Source organism: Qipengyuania pacifica (genome assembly GCF_019857205.1).
Classification (GTDB): Bacteria; Pseudomonadota; Alphaproteobacteria; order Sphingomonadales; family Sphingomonadaceae; genus Qipengyuania; species Qipengyuania pacifica.
Genome location: NZ_JAHWXO010000005.1, coordinates 277317 through 291799 on the forward strand (window position 1 = coordinate 277317; position 14483 = coordinate 291799).

Genomic DNA, 14483 nt, shown 5'->3' on the forward strand with positions numbered 1-14483 from the left:
ACGATGAAGCGCCACGATTCCGAGACAGTGCGTTTCGCTATCCCCCATGAGATGCACGGAAATTTTTGGCATTCCCTGCTTAATCTCGCTAAGGCACGGCCACCATATCCCCCCGGAGAGGTGCGAGTGGGCCGCATCCCCCTCGCCTGACCACGCGACAACACGGAAAATCGAGTTAAAATGGGCTTCTGGAACAACATCTTCAAATTCGGCGTGCAGAACATGGCGATCGACCTAGGGACCGCAAATACCCTCGTCTATGTACAGGATCAGGGCATCGTTCTTAACGAGCCGAGCGTCGTCGCCCTCGAGACGATCAACGGTATGAAGCGCGTCAAGGCTGTAGGCGATGATGCGAAAATGATGATGGGCAAAACGCCGGACAGCATCGAAGCCATCCGTCCCCTGCGTGATGGGGTGATCGCCGACCTCGACGTGGCCGAAGAGATGATCAAGCACTTCATCCGCAAGGTGAATGGTCGCAAGAGCCTGATGCGCTATCCGGAAATCACGATCTGTGTTCCGTCGGGTTCCACCTCGGTCGAACGTCGCGCGATCCGCGATGCGGCATCGAATGCTGGCGCATCGCAGGTTTATCTTATTCTCGAACCGATGGCCGCTGCGATCGGCGCCGATATGCCGGTTACGGAACCGGTCGGCAGCATGGTCGTCGACATCGGTGGCGGCACGACCGAAGTCGCCGTTCTTTCCCTGCGTGGACTTGCCTATACCACGTCGGTTCGTACTGGCGGCGACAAGATGGACGAAGCGATCGTTTCCTATGTCCGCCGACACCACAACCTGCTGATCGGCGACAGCACAGCCGAACGCATCAAGAAAGACTACGCCGTGGCGCGCCCGCCGGAAGATGGTGTTGGCGAAAGCATCACCATCAAGGGCCGCGACCTCGTGAACGGTGTGCCCAAGGAAATCACGATCAATCAGGGTCACCTTGCCGAAGCGCTCAATGAACCGATCGGCGCTATCGTCGAAGGCGTGCGTATTGCGCTCGAAAATACTGCACCTGAACTGGCTGCCGATATCGTCGATCAGGGCATCGTGCTGACCGGCGGCGGCGCATTGATCGGCGGGCTCGACGATTACCTGCGCGAAGAAACCGGCCTGCCGGTCACCATCGCCGAAGATCCGCTTTCCTGCGTCGCACTCGGCACCGGTCGTGCGATGGAGGACCCGATCTATCGCGGCGTCCTGATGACGGCGTAGAAAGGCAAAACGGATGGCGCCGATAAGTTCACGGCGCTCGGGGTATTCTCGCAGGGCGCAGTACAATCTTTTTACCGGTTACGTGATCGCGGGCATCGGCGCGCTGATCGGCGCGATCCTGCTCGCCCTGTCGTTTTTTCAACCCCATCTGTTCGGGGGACTCCGCGGGGTCGCGCAGGATGGTGTTTCGCCCGCCACGGAAGCTGCCTCTACTGTTCGTACGGGAAGCAAGGGGTTCTGGGACACGATCAGCGGCTACTACCGGGCCGGGTCCAAGAATGCTGACCTCAAGCGCGAGATGGAAATCGCGCGGATCCGCCTTGCCGAAGCGGAGGCGGTGAAGCGCGAGAACCTTCACCTCAAGGGTTTGCTGAAGCTTCAGGACGCCGAGCGTGAGCCCGTTGCGGTGGCCCGCCTGGTGAGCTCTTCGGCCTCGAGCACGAGACGCTTCGCTTATCTGGGCGCTGGCTCGTCCGAGGGTGTCGAGATCGGCATGCCGGTACGGTCGCCGCGCGGCATCGTTGGCCGGATTCTCGAGGTCGGCAGCGACAGTTCGCGCGTTCTTCTCCTTACGGACACCGAGAGCATCCTCCCGGTCCGCCGCGCCAATGACGAGGTTGTCGCCTTCGCCGAGGGGCGCGGAGATGGGCTGATACGGATCAGGCTTATCAATTTGGGTATCAACCCGCTCAAACCCGGCGATGTTTTCGTGACCAGCGGCGCTGGCGGATACTACCCTCCCGGAATCGCAGTCGCCATCCTGACGGAAACGACCGATGACGGCGGGGTGGCGCGCATTATCAGCGATCCCGCGGCCACCGACTATGTAAGTGTAGAACCGATCTACGAACCCGAAGCAGTGCTCGGCGCGGAGACGCCGATCGAGCGCGAACTGACCGACTGATGGAACGCAACGACCCGCGTTCTCGCAGCGATGCTTATGGCAGCCGGATCAACCGTTCGCATTCCAGCTTGCTGGCAAATGTTGTTCCCTGGGTCAGCATCATGGTCGCTTCGATCCTGCCCATCTTTCCGATCGCTTCGGCTCTCCCGATCATTCCACCCCTTGGATTGCTGATGCTTCTCGCCTGGCGACTGGTTCGCCCAGGCCTGATGCCGATCTGGGCAGGGATGCCACTTGGTCTGCTCGACGATCTATATAACGGCCAGCCCTTCGGATTTGCGATTTTCACATGGTCTCTGATCATGATCGTAATCGAACTTATTGAAACCCGGCTGCCGTGGCGCACATTCTGGCAAGACTGGTTCACCGCCTGTATATTGATCTTCGGTTATCTCTTGGCAGGCTGGCTGCTTTCAGGTGGCCAACCCACGTTCCATTCTCTCATCGCCCTGATACCGCAGCTAGTGCTTACCATTCTTCTCTTCCCGATCGCCGCACGTCTGGTCGCCATGCTCGACCGGTTCCGCCTGACCAGGTGGAAGGCGCTGTGATGCGTCTACGCAAGCGTGCAAAGCCGAAAGAGGTCGTAACGCAATCGACGCTGGACAATGCGTTCGACAGGCGGACCTTCGTCATCGGCACCGCCATGGGCGGTCTTGGCGTGCTGTTGGCAGCGCGGATGGGATACATCGCGATTGCCGAGAACGAAAAATACGAACTGGAATCGGAAAGCAATCGGGTCAACCTTTCGCTCATCCCTCCCCGGCGCGGCTGGATTCTGGACCGTAATGGCGCCCCCCTCGCCTCCAATAGAGCGGATTTCCGCGTCGATATTATTCCCGATCGCACTCCCGACACGGAAGCGACGATCGCTGCCCTTACGAAGATCCTGAACCTCGATGAAAATCAGGCCGCGGATATTCGCAAGCAGGTATCCGATGGTCCTGGATATCAGCCTGTCGAGATTGCTTCCGGCATAACCTATGACGAATTCGCCGCGGTCAGCGTGAGGCTGCCCGATCTGCCCGGTGTCGTTCCTCAGCGCGGTTTCTCGCGCTTCTATCCGACAGGGCCCAGCGTAGGCCATCTTATTGGCTACGTCGGGACGGCGAATGCCGAAGAATACGCCGAACAGGATCGGAATCCTCTGCTCGTCACACCGGGCTACAAGATCGGCAAGGACGGACTGGAAAAGCAGTACGAACAGGAACTTCGCGGTGTACCCGGCGCCCGGCGGGTCGAGGTGACTGCATCTGGCCGGATCGTACGGGAACTGGAAACTCGCGAGGATATCCAGGGCGACCCGATTCGGCTTACCATCGATGGGCCCCTGCAGGATTATGCCGCACGGCGCATCGGCCTGGAAAGCGGCTCTGTCGTCGTGATGGACTGCGAAACCGGCGACCTCCTGTGTATGGCATCGATGCCCAGCTTCGATCCGAACAGCTTTTCGCAAGGGATCGGGCGCGTCGAATATTCCATGCTGCGCGACGATGAACGCGTGCCGCTGCGAAACAAGGTTCTAAAGGGTTTGTATCCGCCTGGATCGACGGTCAAACCCATGGTGTCCATGGCGTTCATGCGTGAAGGTCTGGACCCGGACGAAACCGTTTTCTGCGGTGGCGGTCTGCGCGTGGGCAATCGCGTATTCCGTTGCTGGAAACGCGGCGGCCATGGCACGGTCAACATGGCCAAGGGCATCTACCAGTCCTGCGACGTCTATTACTATCACTTCGCTCAGCGTATCGGCATGGATCCCATTGCTGCCATGGCGCAGCGTTGCGGAATGGGGCAGGAATTCCCCCTTCCCGTCGCCAGCCAATTTTATGGCACCGTGCCATACCCCGCCTGGAAGGAAGAAAAATACGGCCGCCCCTGGCAGGCATTCGACACGGTCAATGCGACCATCGGGCAAGGTTACATGCTGGCCAATCCGCTTCAACTGGCAGTGATGTCGGCGCGCCTCGCGACCGGGCGGCACGTTCAGCCCCGGTTGGTAACCTCCACGCCGGTCCAAGGTTTCGACGAAGTCGATTTTGCCCCCGAGCACGTGGCGTATGTTCGTCAGGCGATGAGCGATGTCGTCAACGGCCCCGGAACTGCCGGTCGTGCCCGACTGCCCTTCGACGACATCAAGATGGCGGGCAAGACAGGAACGGCACAGGTCGTGGGTCTGAATTTGTCGGACGGTAAATCGGGGCCATGGAAGTACCGCGACCACGGACTTTTCATTTTCTTCGCGCCCTTTGACAAACCGAAATATGCGGGGGCCGTCGTGATCGAGCATGGCGGTGGCTCCGGTTCCGCTTATCCGATCGCGCGTGATGTCATGACCTTTTTGTTCGATCCCGAAAAGGGCATGGAAATGCTTCGCGGCTTCGAGGAACAATGGGGCGGCACCGCGCAGCAACGGCTCGATGCGAAATACCGCGCCTATGCGGCAGCAGCCGGAGAGGACGTCAAACCCGTTCCGGCCCGCGACGAAGAGATATTCGATCAGGTCGAGGCCGAAGCCCGTCTCGCCGTGCGCCGGCAGGAAAGCCTCGCCGACGAAAAGGTTGATCCGCGTCTCGACACCTCCCTTTCATCCGGACAGGCCAGCGAATGAGCGGGATCGTTCCGGCGCCCATCGCGCGCCAGCCATGGCGAATGCTTTTCCCGCTTTTCGTCCTGATCGGATTCGGCGCGCTGGTGCTTTTCTCCGCCGCAGCCGGAAGCTGGCAGCCCTATGCCGCCTCGCACATCCTGCGATTTGGCATTTTCCTAGTGATGGCCTTCATTCTGGCCCGTTTTACTCGCGAATGGGCCATGTTTCTGGCATTTCCCATATACGGCATCATTCTGCTGATGCTGGTTGCGGTGGAAGCGATCGGCTTCGTCGGCGGAGGTAGCCAACGCTGGCTGGACCTCGGGTTCATGCAGTTGCAGCCATCGGAATTGATGAAGCCGGCCATCGTTTTGGTGCTTGCGCGGTTCTACTCGTCGCTCCCCGTAGGTATGATCCCGACCTGGCGTGCGCTGATCCCGGCGGGCGGCTTGATTCTTACCCCCGTCGCGCTCGTTCTGTTGCAACCCGATCTGGGGACTTCGCTCGCCATCGTCTTCGGCGGAGCCCTCGTCATGTTCTCCGCAGGCCTCCCCATTCGCTGGTTCATGGGCGCTGGATTGGCTGCGGCAGTTCTTGCACCGATAGCCTTTTTTGTCGGCCTGCAACCTTACCAGCAGAAGCGCGTCTTCACGTTCCTAGATCCCGAAAGCGATCCGCTGGGTGACGGCTATCACATCACCCAGTCCAAGATCGCCATCGGGTCTGGTGGGTTCTCCGGAAAAGGCTTCAACGAAGGGTCACAGAGCCACCTGCACTACCTGCCGGAACCGCATACCGACTTCATTTTCGCTACCATGGCCGAAGAATGGGGTTTCCTTGGCGGACTTGTGGTCATCGGAGCCTTCGCGTTGATTTTCAGCTGGGGCCTGTCCGTTGCACGCGCGAGTAACGACCGTTTTGGCAAGCTGATCGCCCTGGGAATGACGGCAACCGTCTTCTTCTATGTCGCGATCAATCTCATGATGGTGATGGGTCTTGCTCCCGTTGTGGGTATCCCCCTGCCCTTCATGAGCCATGGCGGTAGTTCGATGCTCACCAACATGATCTGTCTTGGATCGATCATGATGGTCGACCGGTGGAACCGGAAAGCACCCCGCGCCGGAATCATGCGATAGCCGCACGCTTGCCTGGGCGGCATCGTCAGATTTCGGTGTCGACAGGCTTGCCAAATTACGGGTTCACCTGACCGAATGGCAGGTTTTTCGCATGCGCCAGCAGAGATTGCCTTTAGGGGCTTTTCTTCCCGCAAAACCCCGCTATACGGGCGCCTCCCGAGTCGGGAACGCCTCAATCCACGAGGCAGCGGTACGCCGCAGTGTGGACGCATAGCTCAGTTGGTAGAGCAGCTGACTCTTAATCAGCGGGTCCTAGGTTCGAGCCCTAGTGCGTCCACCAAACCTTTCAAAGACTTAAGGCTGATATTACAGCCCTTCCCATGGGGTGTCCAGGGCCGTTTAATCACCACGTAATCAAGCGGCCTCGTGCAGTGGCGTAAGAGCCGCGGAAACTCTGGCGTAGCGCAGAGCACTTGAGGCGCGCTTTGTCGGGATTTCGTCTCCCCGCTCCAATTCCAGCACATCCGAATGTGATCCCGAATGAAGGGGAATTACCGTCCAATTCCGTCCGGATTCATCCGGTGCCGAAGGGCTCCGACGCTTGTATTCACCCCCCTCCCCAGTTCTGGGTATTGACGGACGCTGGTCGCGGTGAATCACTATCGACGAGCGAACGTCCCGGAGAATTGTTGGATGAGGATTAGACGCGATGCATAGGTGCAAGCTCCGCAGCAGCTTGCTAGGCATAGATTGATGAAGACGGACCTCGATCACCTGCCCCCGCAAAAGCGGCGCGAGCTGGAACGCGTGGTTCAGCTGATCTTCGAAGAGTTCGAGGATGCGTTTGCGCTGGCGAAGCACGACTGGAAAAAAGCCGGGCGCATTCTCAAGGTCATTCTCTACGGCAGCTACGCGCGCGGGACCTGGGTCGACGAGCCGCACACCGCTAAGGGGTACCAGTCCGATTTTGATCTGCTGATCATCGTCAATGACAAGCGACTGACCGACAGGGTCAAATACTGGGCCAAGCTCGATGAGCGCCTAATGCGCGAATACGGCGTGACGGGCACGCTGCATACGCCGGTCAATTTCATCGTGCACACCCTCCAGGAGGTAAACGACGGTCTCGCCCATGGGCGCTACTTCTTCATGGACGTGAAGCAGGACGGCGTAGCGCTCTACCAGTTCGATGACACCGAACTACACACACCTAAGCCTAAAACCCCCGAACATGCTTTGGCTATGGCGCAGGAGTATTTCGAGGAGTGGCTACCAAGTGGTCAACAGTCACTGGAAACTGCTCGCTTCACAATCGACAAGGGCTGGAACAAAAAGGCAGCTTTTAATCTGCACCAAGCGACTGAGGCACTCTACCACTGTGTACTCTTGGTCTGCACGTTCTACACGCCTCACGTCCACAACCTCGGTTTTCTGCGCACTCAGGCCGAGCGCATCGACCCGCGCCTTACTTACGTCTGGCCGCGCGAATCGAAGCGCGACCGGGCACGCTTCGAGAAGCTCAAGGAAGCCTATGTGAAAGCGCGCTACTCAAAGCATTACCGCATCACAAAAGAGGAGCTCGAATGGCTCGGTGAGCAGGTCGAGGAGCTCGGCCGCGTCGTCCACAAAGTGTGTTCTGAGCGATTGGAGAAACTCAAAGCCGATGCCGTGAAATGCTCTTAGACAATTGCTGCCTTGGCTTGAAATTCGTCAAGACTACGGATCGCTGTGCAGACTCGTCTGTTCGGCTTCAGGAAAGAGGGGCAGAGTTTCGTCGTCCAATCCCGCCTGCTTTGCCTGCCGGGTAATCTCATAAGGTTCGAGCGCCTTTACGATTCTTGCCGTGAGGGTTTCGACCGCTTCGCGCCGGTTGAATGCTCTCGTTGCTGAAAGCACGTCGCGGAGCGCGTACGTCTCGGCCGTACCTAGTGCAGCCCCGATCACATGGGTTAGTTCATCATCGCTTGGTCGAATCAACATTCTTGCAGGTAGAACATAACGCGAACTAAATGCCAATGTGAAACTTCCGCCCTGCAGCCGATTGACAGCAAAACATGCTCCCGGCAGGCGTCCCCAGATGTGCAATCTCTACCGAATGACGAAGGCGAACGACGAAGTTGCGCGCTGGTTCAATGCAGCCGATCATCTCGGCAACGCCAACTTTGGGACCGAAGTCTTTCCCGGATATCCCGGCGCTGTGATTGCAGATGGCAAGCTCTCGCAGATGACCTGGGGTTTCCCGTTGTCGCTCAAAAGCAAGCGCACCGGCGAGCCGCTCAAACCGAAGCCGGTTAACAACGCTCGCACCGATAAGCTCGACAGCTACATGTGGCGCTACAGCTTCGAGGAACGCCGCTGCCTCATTCCGTTGACGGCCTGGGCGGAGGCAGAAGGCACGCCGGGAAGCAAAACGCGGACCTGGCTAAGCCGTCCCGATAGCGAATTGTTTGCAGCGGCAGGGCTGTGGCGCAACAGCGACGAATGGGGTCTCGTCTATTCCATGGTGATGACCGACAGCGCAGGCGTTACAGCGGAATGTCATTCGCGTATGCCGGTACTGCTGGTGCAGGACGACTGGTCGAAATGGACCGATGGTTCGACAAGAGAGGCGCGTAGTCTTTGCAAGCCATGGACCGGTGAACTTGCAATCGAGAGGACAGATCAGCGCTGGTAGAAGTGCATTCGGCCTGCACTCACGCCGTTTCTGGTCCGCTGCAATCGCTGCGCTCGCCTCGCAACATCGGTGGGATGTAATTGCAACGACGCTGCATCGCGTGCCGTTCAGGTCAAGTGTCCGTGGGCGTTTGGGGTGGGTAGGAATTTAAGACTGCGAGATAAAAGCAGCGCCGTCGGTCGGGCTGCAGGTGGTTGGTTTTGCTGATCATTTGCCGACTGCACCGAAGGTGCCCTGCTGGCGCTGCCCTCTGAAATCCTTTTGTTTTCAATACAGAGTGCGACGGCGCCTCTCATAATCGAGCAGCAATGCTGCAAATGAGCTTCTGAGATGAGGTCCGCATTCGTCCTCGTAGACACGTTCGGATACACCTTGCGCACAGTTGCCTGAAGAGCGGCGCGCTAGCGTAGGAGGGGCGGTCCCGGCGTAGAAACGTCATGTGGCATGGCAGCACCCGATTGAGCGATACTCGGTGTCGATGGCGGGCCGGTCTGTTCCTCTCCATGATCCCCCAGGTCGGTCCGTCATCACCCGAATGAATGAAAGGACCGACCGGCATGCCATCCGCAGGCACGACAGATCATCTTCGCGAGCAACGACAGCGCCAGACAATAGAACCGATCGTGATGCGTGTCCCCGAGGCCTGCCGTTATCTCGGGATCGGGCGCAGTTCGCTCTATGTGCTCATCGGTGAAGGCGAGGTCGAGGTCATCAAGCTGGGCAGATCAACGCTGGTGCTGACTGCCAGTCTCCGATCATTGGTTGAGCGGAGGCGGAAACCAGAAGATGATCCGGCTGCACGTATGGAGCAATGACGATGCATCCCGATCTCGTGAAAGCCATCGTGCTCGCTGCTATCACCAGGATGCCGAACCACTCCAAACGTCAGCTGGCTTCGTCTGTTCAGGAGCGACGCGAGAAAGCCGAAGATGCATTGGCAGCCTGCGTGGTCGTGGAACTGTCGCGGCGCTCCTAGTCCACGCGAGCCATGTCCGCTTCGCGCCCCAATTTCGGTCGTTCGGTCTCGCATTGGAGCTACCGGAAAGCGGTCGTTCCAAGTTTGTCGCTGATCGCGATAATGCTTTGAGCAAGTGGCCCGAGTCTAAGGCATCGGGCTTGATAACAGGATAGGCCTTTACCAAGCCACGAAAAAGCTCATCCTAATCTCGCAAAATTGGCCACTCCGGGTGCTGGCTGGCGCGAATGCCGGATGGGCCTAGCGGATATCCCGCCAAGTTTGCCCGCGGCATCGACAACCTTCGCAAGCCTGACATCATCAATCCGGTAATAGACGAGCTTGGCGTCCTTTCGGGTCTTCACAAGGCCCGCGTTGCGCAGGACCGCCAACTGCTGCGATAGCGTCGGCTGACCGATCTCGGCCGCATCGTCGATCTCACCGACGTTCCGCTCCGTGCCCGTTAGAGCCTGCATGATGCGAAGACGCACGGGATGAGCGAGGGCCTTCAAGGCGTCGACAAGCTCTTCGTCGGTCATTTGCGAGACCCTCGCTTCGTTTCCTTCATGAACCAGTCGGTCTGACCCTCGGCGGAGAAAACCGTATCCAGCGATGCGTCGGGCTGGGCCAGTAGCGCTTGCCCAGGTGCCCAGTTAGCGGGGGCGAGTACGGGTCCATCGTCGACCGCCTGAAGCGCATCTAGGGTCCGCAGCATTTCGGGTGTCGAGCGTCCAACGTTAGCGGGATAACAGGTCATCGCGCGGATGACGCCGTGCGGGTCGATGAAGAATGTCGTCCGCACCGTCGCACTATCGTTGTCGTTCGGTGCCACCATGCCGTAGGCGCGCCCGATCACGAGCGTCGGATCCTCCACGATCGGAAAGCGCACCTCGATGTCGTAGCGATCGCGAATTAGCCGCAACCAGGCGAAATGCGAGAACAGGCTATCGACAGAGAGCGCCATAAGCGCACAGTCGCGCTGTTCGAACTCGCTGGCCGATTGGGTCAGTGCCACGAACTCGGTGGTGCACACGGGTGTGAAGTCGGCTGGATGCGAAAACAAGATCAGCCACCGCCCTCGGTAATCCGAAAGGCGAATATCTCCCGTTGTGCTGCGTGCGGAAAAGTCCGGGGCGACGTCGCCGATACGCAGTCCGGCGCAAGGCGCCTCTCGCTCGACATTCGCTTCGATCATCTGGGTCATCGAGCCTTCATACCACTTGACAGCCGAATAGCAACACATATAAACGGTTTATGTAAATGTATGGAGATCAAGTCATGGCTGACGATCAAAAACTGGATAATGCCGCCTCCCAGATCGAGCGCGCACAAGCCGACAAGTGCCTCCGCCCTTCAATCGCGGGTTTTTTCGACGAGGCAACGAATACGGTCTCTTACGTGGTGCACGACCCAAAGACCGATGAGGCAGCTATAATCGACTCGGTCCTGGACTTTGAGGCGGCGTCCGGTCGGACCTCGAATGGCTCAGCCGATCGCATTATCGAGTATATCACTTCTAATAATTTGAAGGTGACTTGGCTGATTGAGACTCACGCGCATGCGGATCACATCTCAGCGGCCCCCTATCTGCAGGAGCGGCTTGGCGGTAAGTTAGCCATCGGACGCGATATCATCCGCGTGCAGGAGGTATTCGGCAAGCTCTTCAATGCAGGCACCGATTTCGAACGCGACGGATCGCAGTTCGATAAGCTGTTCGAGGACGGCGAGACTTTCAAGATCGGCGAGCTGGAAGGCATCGCATTGCACGTGCCGGGTCATACGCCGGCTGATATGGCTTTCATCATCGGCGATGCGGCATTCGTTGGCGACACGATCTTCATGCCCGATTTCGGCACCGCTCGCGCCGATTTCCCCGGTGGTGACGCAAGGCAACTGTTTCAGTCGATCCGCCGGCTGCTCTCGCTTCCGGACGAAACGCGCCTGTTCTTGTGCCACGACTACAAGGCGCCGGGGCGTGACGAATACGCGTGGGAAACCACCGTCAAGCAGCAGCGCGAAGAGAACGTGCATGTGAAGGATGGAGTGAGCGAAGCCGAATTCGTCGAGATGCGGACCGGCCGGGACAAGACGCTCGCAATGCCGAAGCTCATCATGCCCTCCGTGCAGGTTAACATCCGTGGTGGGCGCTTGCCCGACCCCGAAGATAACGGCGTCAGCTACATCAAGATTCCGGTGAATGCGGTATGATGCTCCCGAGTTTTCCTGAAGCTGCGCCGCTTGCTGGCCTGGCGGGCGGCGTCCTGATCGGTCTGGCGGCCGCCGTTATGCTGCTAGGCCTTGGCCGGATCGCCGGCGTCTCCGGTCTTGCCGCGAAGGCAGTCGGGCTTGGCGGCAGCGGCATTGCCAGAAGCGGGGCATGGATGTTCGTGATCGGCCTGCCGCTAGGAGCGCTGATCGTAATGCTGGCATCGGGCGGGCTCGAGGCCAGCTTCGCCAGCCCCGTAACGCTTGCGATCGCCGGATTGGCTGTCGGTGTGGGCACGCGCCTGGGAAGTGGATGCACCAGCGGACATGGGGTTTGTGGTGTTAGCCGTCTGTCTGGCCGCTCGATCGTCGCAACGCTTACTTTCATGGCGACCGGCATTGCGACAGTCGCGATCATGAATGCGCTCGGGCTGGAGGTGTTGTAATGCGAACCGCTCTCACCTCGATCGTATCCGGCGTTCTTTTCGGCGCTGGGCTTGCCCTTGGCGGAATGACCGACCCTGCGCGGGTGCGCGGCTTTCTCGACATCTTCGGCGATTGGGACCCAACCCTCGCCTTCGTGATGGGCGGAGCCGTCATCGTCATGGCCATCGCGTGGCGGATCGTCCCGCGCCTAGCCGAACCGATCTTCGCGGGCGAATTTCACCTGCCGACCAAATCCGATCTCACCCCCCGCCTTGTCGGCGGAGCAGCTCTGTTCGGTATCGGCTGGGGGATCGCGGGACTCTGTCCGGGACCTGGCATAGCTGCTCTGGTCATCGAACCCGCTGCAGCCGCGATATTCGTCGTCTCCATGCTCGCCGGCATGGTTTTTGTCCGGCTTTTCGAAGGAGCATCATGACGAAGCTTGCCAATGTGAGCGAAACCTTCGCCGTCTCTCCTCAACTTGAACCGAGCGACATGCGCGGGCTTGCCGACGCCGGATTTCGCACGGTGATCTGCAACAGGCCGGATAGCGAAGAGCCGAGCCAGCCCACCGTCGCTGCGATACGGGAAGCTGCCGAAGCGGCTGGGTTGGCCTTTCATCATATCCCGGTTTCGGGAGGCGAGTTTCCGCCGGTTGCGATCAAGGCCTTCGCCAAGGTCCGCGAAGAAGCGGACGGCAAGGTGCTTGCCTTCTGCCGGACCGGCACGCGCTCCATTACGCTCGATGCTCTCGCCAACGTCGAGAATGAAACTGCCGACGCGCGCATCGAACGTGCGCAGTGCGTCGGCTACGATCTGTCGGGCTTGCGCGACCGGCTTGGCGAATAACGAAAAGACATTGGAGAGTTTGTCATGGCCCGAAGCCTGAAACACGAAGTAGTCATCATCGGCGGAGGTTCAGCAGGAATTGCGACTGCATCGTCCATGCTGAAGCGGCGCCCGTCACTCAATATCGCAATCGTCGAGCCTAGCGAAGATCACTATTATCAGCCCGGGTGGACGATGGTCGGTGGCGGTGTCTTCGAAGCGTCAACGACCAAGCGCACCACAGCGAGCGTAATGCCGAAACAGGCGACCTGGTTGAAAACGGCCGCCGCGTCTTTCCAGCCCGAAAACAATCAGGTCACGCTCAGCGACGGCACGACGATCACCTACGGTATTTTGATTGTCGCTCCGGGCATCCGGCTCGCCTGGGAGAAGATCGACGGGCTGGAAGAGACACTCGGCAAGAACGGCGTCACATCCAATTATCGCTACGATCTGGCACCCTACACCTGGGAGCTTGTGCGCAACCTGAAATCGGGGCGTGCGATCTTCAGCCAACCGCAGATGCCTATCAAATGCGCAGGTGCACCGCAGAAGGCCATGTATCTGTCATGCGATGCTTGGATGGAGCGCGGCGTTCTCGGCAACATCGATGTCGAATTCCGCAACGCTGGCGGCGTCCTTTTCGGTGTGAAGGAATACGTCCCGGCGCTGATGGAATATGTCGAAAAATACGGGATCGATTTGCAGCTCAACCAGACACTCGTTGCGGTCGAGGGCTCCGGCAAGCAAGCCGTTTTCAAAACCGAGGCCGGTGAAGAGACGGTCGAGTTCGACATGCTCCATGCGGTTCCGCCGCAGGTAGCCCCGCAGTTCGTCGCCGACAGTCCTCTCGCGAATGCCGAAAGCGGCTTTGTCGACGTCGACAAGTTCACGCTACAGCATGTTCGCTATCCCAACGTGTTTGGTCTCGGCGATGCGGGATCTACGCCCAACGCCAAGACAATGGCGGCTGCGCGCAAACAGGCACCAATCGTCGCGGTCAATGCGCTCACACAGCTCGATGCAAAGCAGGCTGTGGCCGATTACGATGGCTACGGCTCCTGCCCGCTGACAGTGGAACGCGGAAAGATTGTGCTCGCCGAATTTGGTTATGATGGAAAACTTCTTCCGAGCTTCCCGAAGTGGGTAATCGACGGCACAAAGCCGCGGAAGCTCAGCTGGCTTCTGAAGTCAGAGGCGCTGCCGTGGATTTACTGGAACGGTATGCTGAAGGGCCATGAATGGATGGCCAAGCCGCACTTGAAGAAGGCTGCCTAATCGTGAGCGACAGCAATCCAGGGCCGATTGGCGAGCCGTCCGGTTTGCCTCGCAGGCAAAAGCCCGGGCTGTTGGCGCAATACCTCCCGATCCTCGAGTGGGGCCGGACCTACAACGGATCGGTCCTGACGAACGATCTCGTCGCGGCGATCATCGTAACAATTATGCTGATCCCGCAAAGCCTCGCTTATGCGCTGCTGGCGGGGTTGCCGCCGGTCGTGGGCCTTTACGCCTCGATCTTGCCGCTGGTCGCCTACGCGATCTTCGGCACCAGCCGGACGCTTGCGGTGGGGCCCGTGGCGGTTGTGTCGCTGATGACGGCGAGC

The 14483-nt window shown here is 59.2% G+C and carries 18 protein-coding genes and 1 tRNA gene; 16 read left to right on the top strand and 3 right to left on the bottom strand.

All coding sequences use genetic code 11. The features are described from left to right. The first annotated feature begins 180 nt into the window (after window positions 1-180). The 7 genes from KYK83_RS10495 (at window position 181) to KYK83_RS10525 (ending at window position 7474) form a co-directional block, all read left to right on the top strand. A complete protein-coding gene (locus tag KYK83_RS10495) occupies window positions 181-1224 on the top strand; it encodes a rod shape-determining protein (RefSeq protein WP_103024952.1) in 1044 nt (347 codons plus the stop codon). Window positions 1225-1237: 13 nt separating this feature from the next. Continuing rightward, a complete protein-coding gene (gene mreC, locus KYK83_RS10500; protein WP_196846202.1) occupies window positions 1238-2128 on the top strand; it encodes a rod shape-determining protein MreC in 891 nt (296 codons plus the stop codon). Next, entirely contained in the window at window positions 2128-2679 is a 552-nt protein-coding gene (locus KYK83_RS10505; protein WP_103024950.1) for a rod shape-determining protein MreD, read from the top strand. Before mreC ends, KYK83_RS10505 begins: the two co-directional genes overlap by 1 nt. Then, entirely contained in the window at window positions 2679-4736 is a 2058-nt protein-coding gene (mrdA, locus tag KYK83_RS10510; RefSeq protein ID WP_222828204.1) for a penicillin-binding protein 2, read from the top strand. The genes KYK83_RS10505 and mrdA overlap by 1 nt, the downstream gene beginning before the upstream one ends. Further along, complete coding sequence (gene rodA, locus KYK83_RS10515; protein ID WP_196846204.1) at window positions 4733-5851, top strand: rod shape-determining protein RodA; 1119 nt, start codon at window positions 4733-4735, stop codon at window positions 5849-5851. Before mrdA ends, rodA begins: the two co-directional genes overlap by 4 nt. 204 nt (window positions 5852-6055) lie before the next feature. Continuing rightward, window positions 6056-6131, top strand: a tRNA-Lys gene (locus KYK83_RS10520). Window positions 6132-6544: 413 nt separating this feature from the next. Continuing rightward, complete coding sequence (locus KYK83_RS10525; RefSeq protein WP_222828205.1) at window positions 6545-7474, top strand: HEPN domain-containing protein; 930 nt, start codon at window positions 6545-6547, stop codon at window positions 7472-7474. Window positions 7475-7507: 33 nt separating this feature from the next. Here KYK83_RS10525 and KYK83_RS10530 read toward each other — a convergent pair whose 3' ends face one another. Then, on the bottom strand, window positions 7508-7735 hold the full coding sequence (locus KYK83_RS10530) for a hypothetical protein (protein WP_222828206.1): 228 nt from the start codon (window positions 7733-7735) through the stop codon (window positions 7508-7510). Between the two features lie 133 nt (window positions 7736-7868). On the opposite strand from KYK83_RS10530, the gene KYK83_RS10535 reads away from it, so the two are divergent. The 3 genes from KYK83_RS10535 (at window position 7869) to KYK83_RS10545 (ending at window position 9441) form a co-directional block, all read left to right on the top strand. After that, window positions 7869-8465: an SOS response-associated peptidase gene (locus KYK83_RS10535; RefSeq protein WP_222828207.1), complete on the top strand. Its 597-nt coding sequence runs from the start codon at window positions 7869-7871 to the stop codon at window positions 8463-8465. A gap of 557 nt (window positions 8466-9022) precedes the next feature. Next, a complete protein-coding gene (locus tag KYK83_RS10540; protein ID WP_222828208.1) occupies window positions 9023-9280 on the top strand; it encodes a helix-turn-helix domain-containing protein in 258 nt (85 codons plus the stop codon). Between the two features lie 2 nt (window positions 9281-9282). Continuing rightward, window positions 9283-9441 carry a hypothetical protein gene (locus KYK83_RS10545; protein WP_222828209.1) on the top strand — a complete coding sequence of 53 codons (159 nt, stop codon included), beginning with the start codon at window positions 9283-9285 and terminating at the stop codon, window positions 9439-9441. Window positions 9442-9620: 179 nt separating this feature from the next. On the opposite strand, the gene KYK83_RS10550 is transcribed toward KYK83_RS10545, so the two are convergent. Continuing rightward, entirely contained in the window at window positions 9621-9959 is a 339-nt protein-coding gene (locus KYK83_RS10550) for an ArsR/SmtB family transcription factor (protein WP_170004108.1), read from the bottom strand. Next, complete coding sequence (locus KYK83_RS10555; RefSeq protein ID WP_248284383.1) at window positions 9956-10624, bottom strand: peroxiredoxin; 669 nt, start codon at window positions 10622-10624, stop codon at window positions 9956-9958. Before KYK83_RS10555 ends, KYK83_RS10550 begins: the two co-directional genes overlap by 4 nt. A 74-nt stretch (window positions 10625-10698) precedes the next feature. Here KYK83_RS10555 and KYK83_RS10560 point away from each other — a divergent pair, with 74 nt between their 5' ends. The 6 genes from KYK83_RS10560 to KYK83_RS10585 form a co-directional block, all read left to right on the top strand. After that, the gene (locus KYK83_RS10560) at window positions 10699-11628 is read left to right on the top strand and encodes an MBL fold metallo-hydrolase (protein ID WP_222828210.1); all 930 of its coding nucleotides are present in this window, start codon (window positions 10699-10701) and stop codon (window positions 11626-11628) included. Then, the gene (locus tag KYK83_RS10565; protein ID WP_222828211.1) at window positions 11625-12071 is read left to right on the top strand and encodes a YeeE/YedE family protein; all 447 of its coding nucleotides are present in this window, start codon (window positions 11625-11627) and stop codon (window positions 12069-12071) included. The genes KYK83_RS10560 and KYK83_RS10565 overlap by 4 nt, the downstream gene beginning before the upstream one ends. Beyond that, a complete protein-coding gene (locus tag KYK83_RS10570) occupies window positions 12071-12487 on the top strand; it encodes a DUF6691 family protein (protein WP_170004114.1) in 417 nt (138 codons plus the stop codon). The genes KYK83_RS10565 and KYK83_RS10570 overlap by 1 nt, the downstream gene beginning before the upstream one ends. Then, window positions 12484-12900, top strand: coding sequence for a protein tyrosine phosphatase family protein (locus tag KYK83_RS10575; RefSeq protein WP_170004117.1), 417 nt, complete (start codon window positions 12484-12486; stop codon window positions 12898-12900). The genes KYK83_RS10570 and KYK83_RS10575 overlap by 4 nt, the downstream gene beginning before the upstream one ends. A 24-nt stretch (window positions 12901-12924) precedes the next feature. Then, window positions 12925-14157, top strand: coding sequence for an NAD(P)/FAD-dependent oxidoreductase (locus KYK83_RS10580; protein WP_222828212.1), 1233 nt, complete (start codon window positions 12925-12927; stop codon window positions 14155-14157). 2 nt (window positions 14158-14159) lie between these two features. Next, a partial coding sequence (locus KYK83_RS10585) for a SulP family inorganic anion transporter (protein ID WP_430299173.1) occupies window positions 14160-14483 on the top strand: 324 nt, incomplete at its 3' end.

Bases quoted from the DNA above. Each gene is read 5' to 3' on its own strand.
- KYK83_RS10570 (WP_170004114.1), top strand. From the start codon at position 12,071: ATGCGAACCGCTCTCACCTCGATCGTATCCGGCGTTCTTTTCGGCGCT.
- KYK83_RS10580 (WP_222828212.1), top strand. From the start codon at position 12,925: ATGGCCCGAAGCCTGAAACACGAAGTAGTCATCATCGGCGGAGGTTCA.
- KYK83_RS10555 (WP_248284383.1), bottom strand. From the start codon at position 10,624: ATGACCCAGATGATCGAAGCGAATGTCGAGCGAGAGGCGCCTTGCGCC.
- KYK83_RS10495 (WP_103024952.1), top strand. From the start codon at position 181: ATGGGCTTCTGGAACAACATCTTCAAATTCGGCGTGCAGAACATGGCG.
- KYK83_RS10505 (WP_103024950.1), top strand. From the start codon at position 2,128: ATGGAACGCAACGACCCGCGTTCTCGCAGCGATGCTTATGGCAGCCGG.
- KYK83_RS10540 (WP_222828208.1), top strand. From the start codon at position 9,023: ATGCCATCCGCAGGCACGACAGATCATCTTCGCGAGCAACGACAGCGC.
- KYK83_RS10575 (WP_170004117.1), top strand. From the start codon at position 12,484: ATGACGAAGCTTGCCAATGTGAGCGAAACCTTCGCCGTCTCTCCTCAA.
- mrdA (WP_222828204.1), top strand. From the start codon at position 2,679: ATGCGTCTACGCAAGCGTGCAAAGCCGAAAGAGGTCGTAACGCAATCG.
- mreC (WP_196846202.1), top strand. From the start codon at position 1,238: ATGGCGCCGATAAGTTCACGGCGCTCGGGGTATTCTCGCAGGGCGCAG.
- KYK83_RS10535 (WP_222828207.1), top strand. From the start codon at position 7,869: ATGTGCAATCTCTACCGAATGACGAAGGCGAACGACGAAGTTGCGCGC.
- KYK83_RS10545 (WP_222828209.1), top strand. From the start codon at position 9,283: ATGCATCCCGATCTCGTGAAAGCCATCGTGCTCGCTGCTATCACCAGG.
- KYK83_RS10550 (WP_170004108.1), bottom strand. From the start codon at position 9,959: ATGACCGACGAAGAGCTTGTCGACGCCTTGAAGGCCCTCGCTCATCCC.
- KYK83_RS10565 (WP_222828211.1), top strand. From the start codon at position 11,625: ATGATGCTCCCGAGTTTTCCTGAAGCTGCGCCGCTTGCTGGCCTGGCG.
- KYK83_RS10525 (WP_222828205.1), top strand. From the start codon at position 6,545: ATGAAGACGGACCTCGATCACCTGCCCCCGCAAAAGCGGCGCGAGCTG.
- KYK83_RS10560 (WP_222828210.1), top strand. From the start codon at position 10,699: ATGGCTGACGATCAAAAACTGGATAATGCCGCCTCCCAGATCGAGCGC.
- rodA (WP_196846204.1), top strand. From the start codon at position 4,733: ATGAGCGGGATCGTTCCGGCGCCCATCGCGCGCCAGCCATGGCGAATG.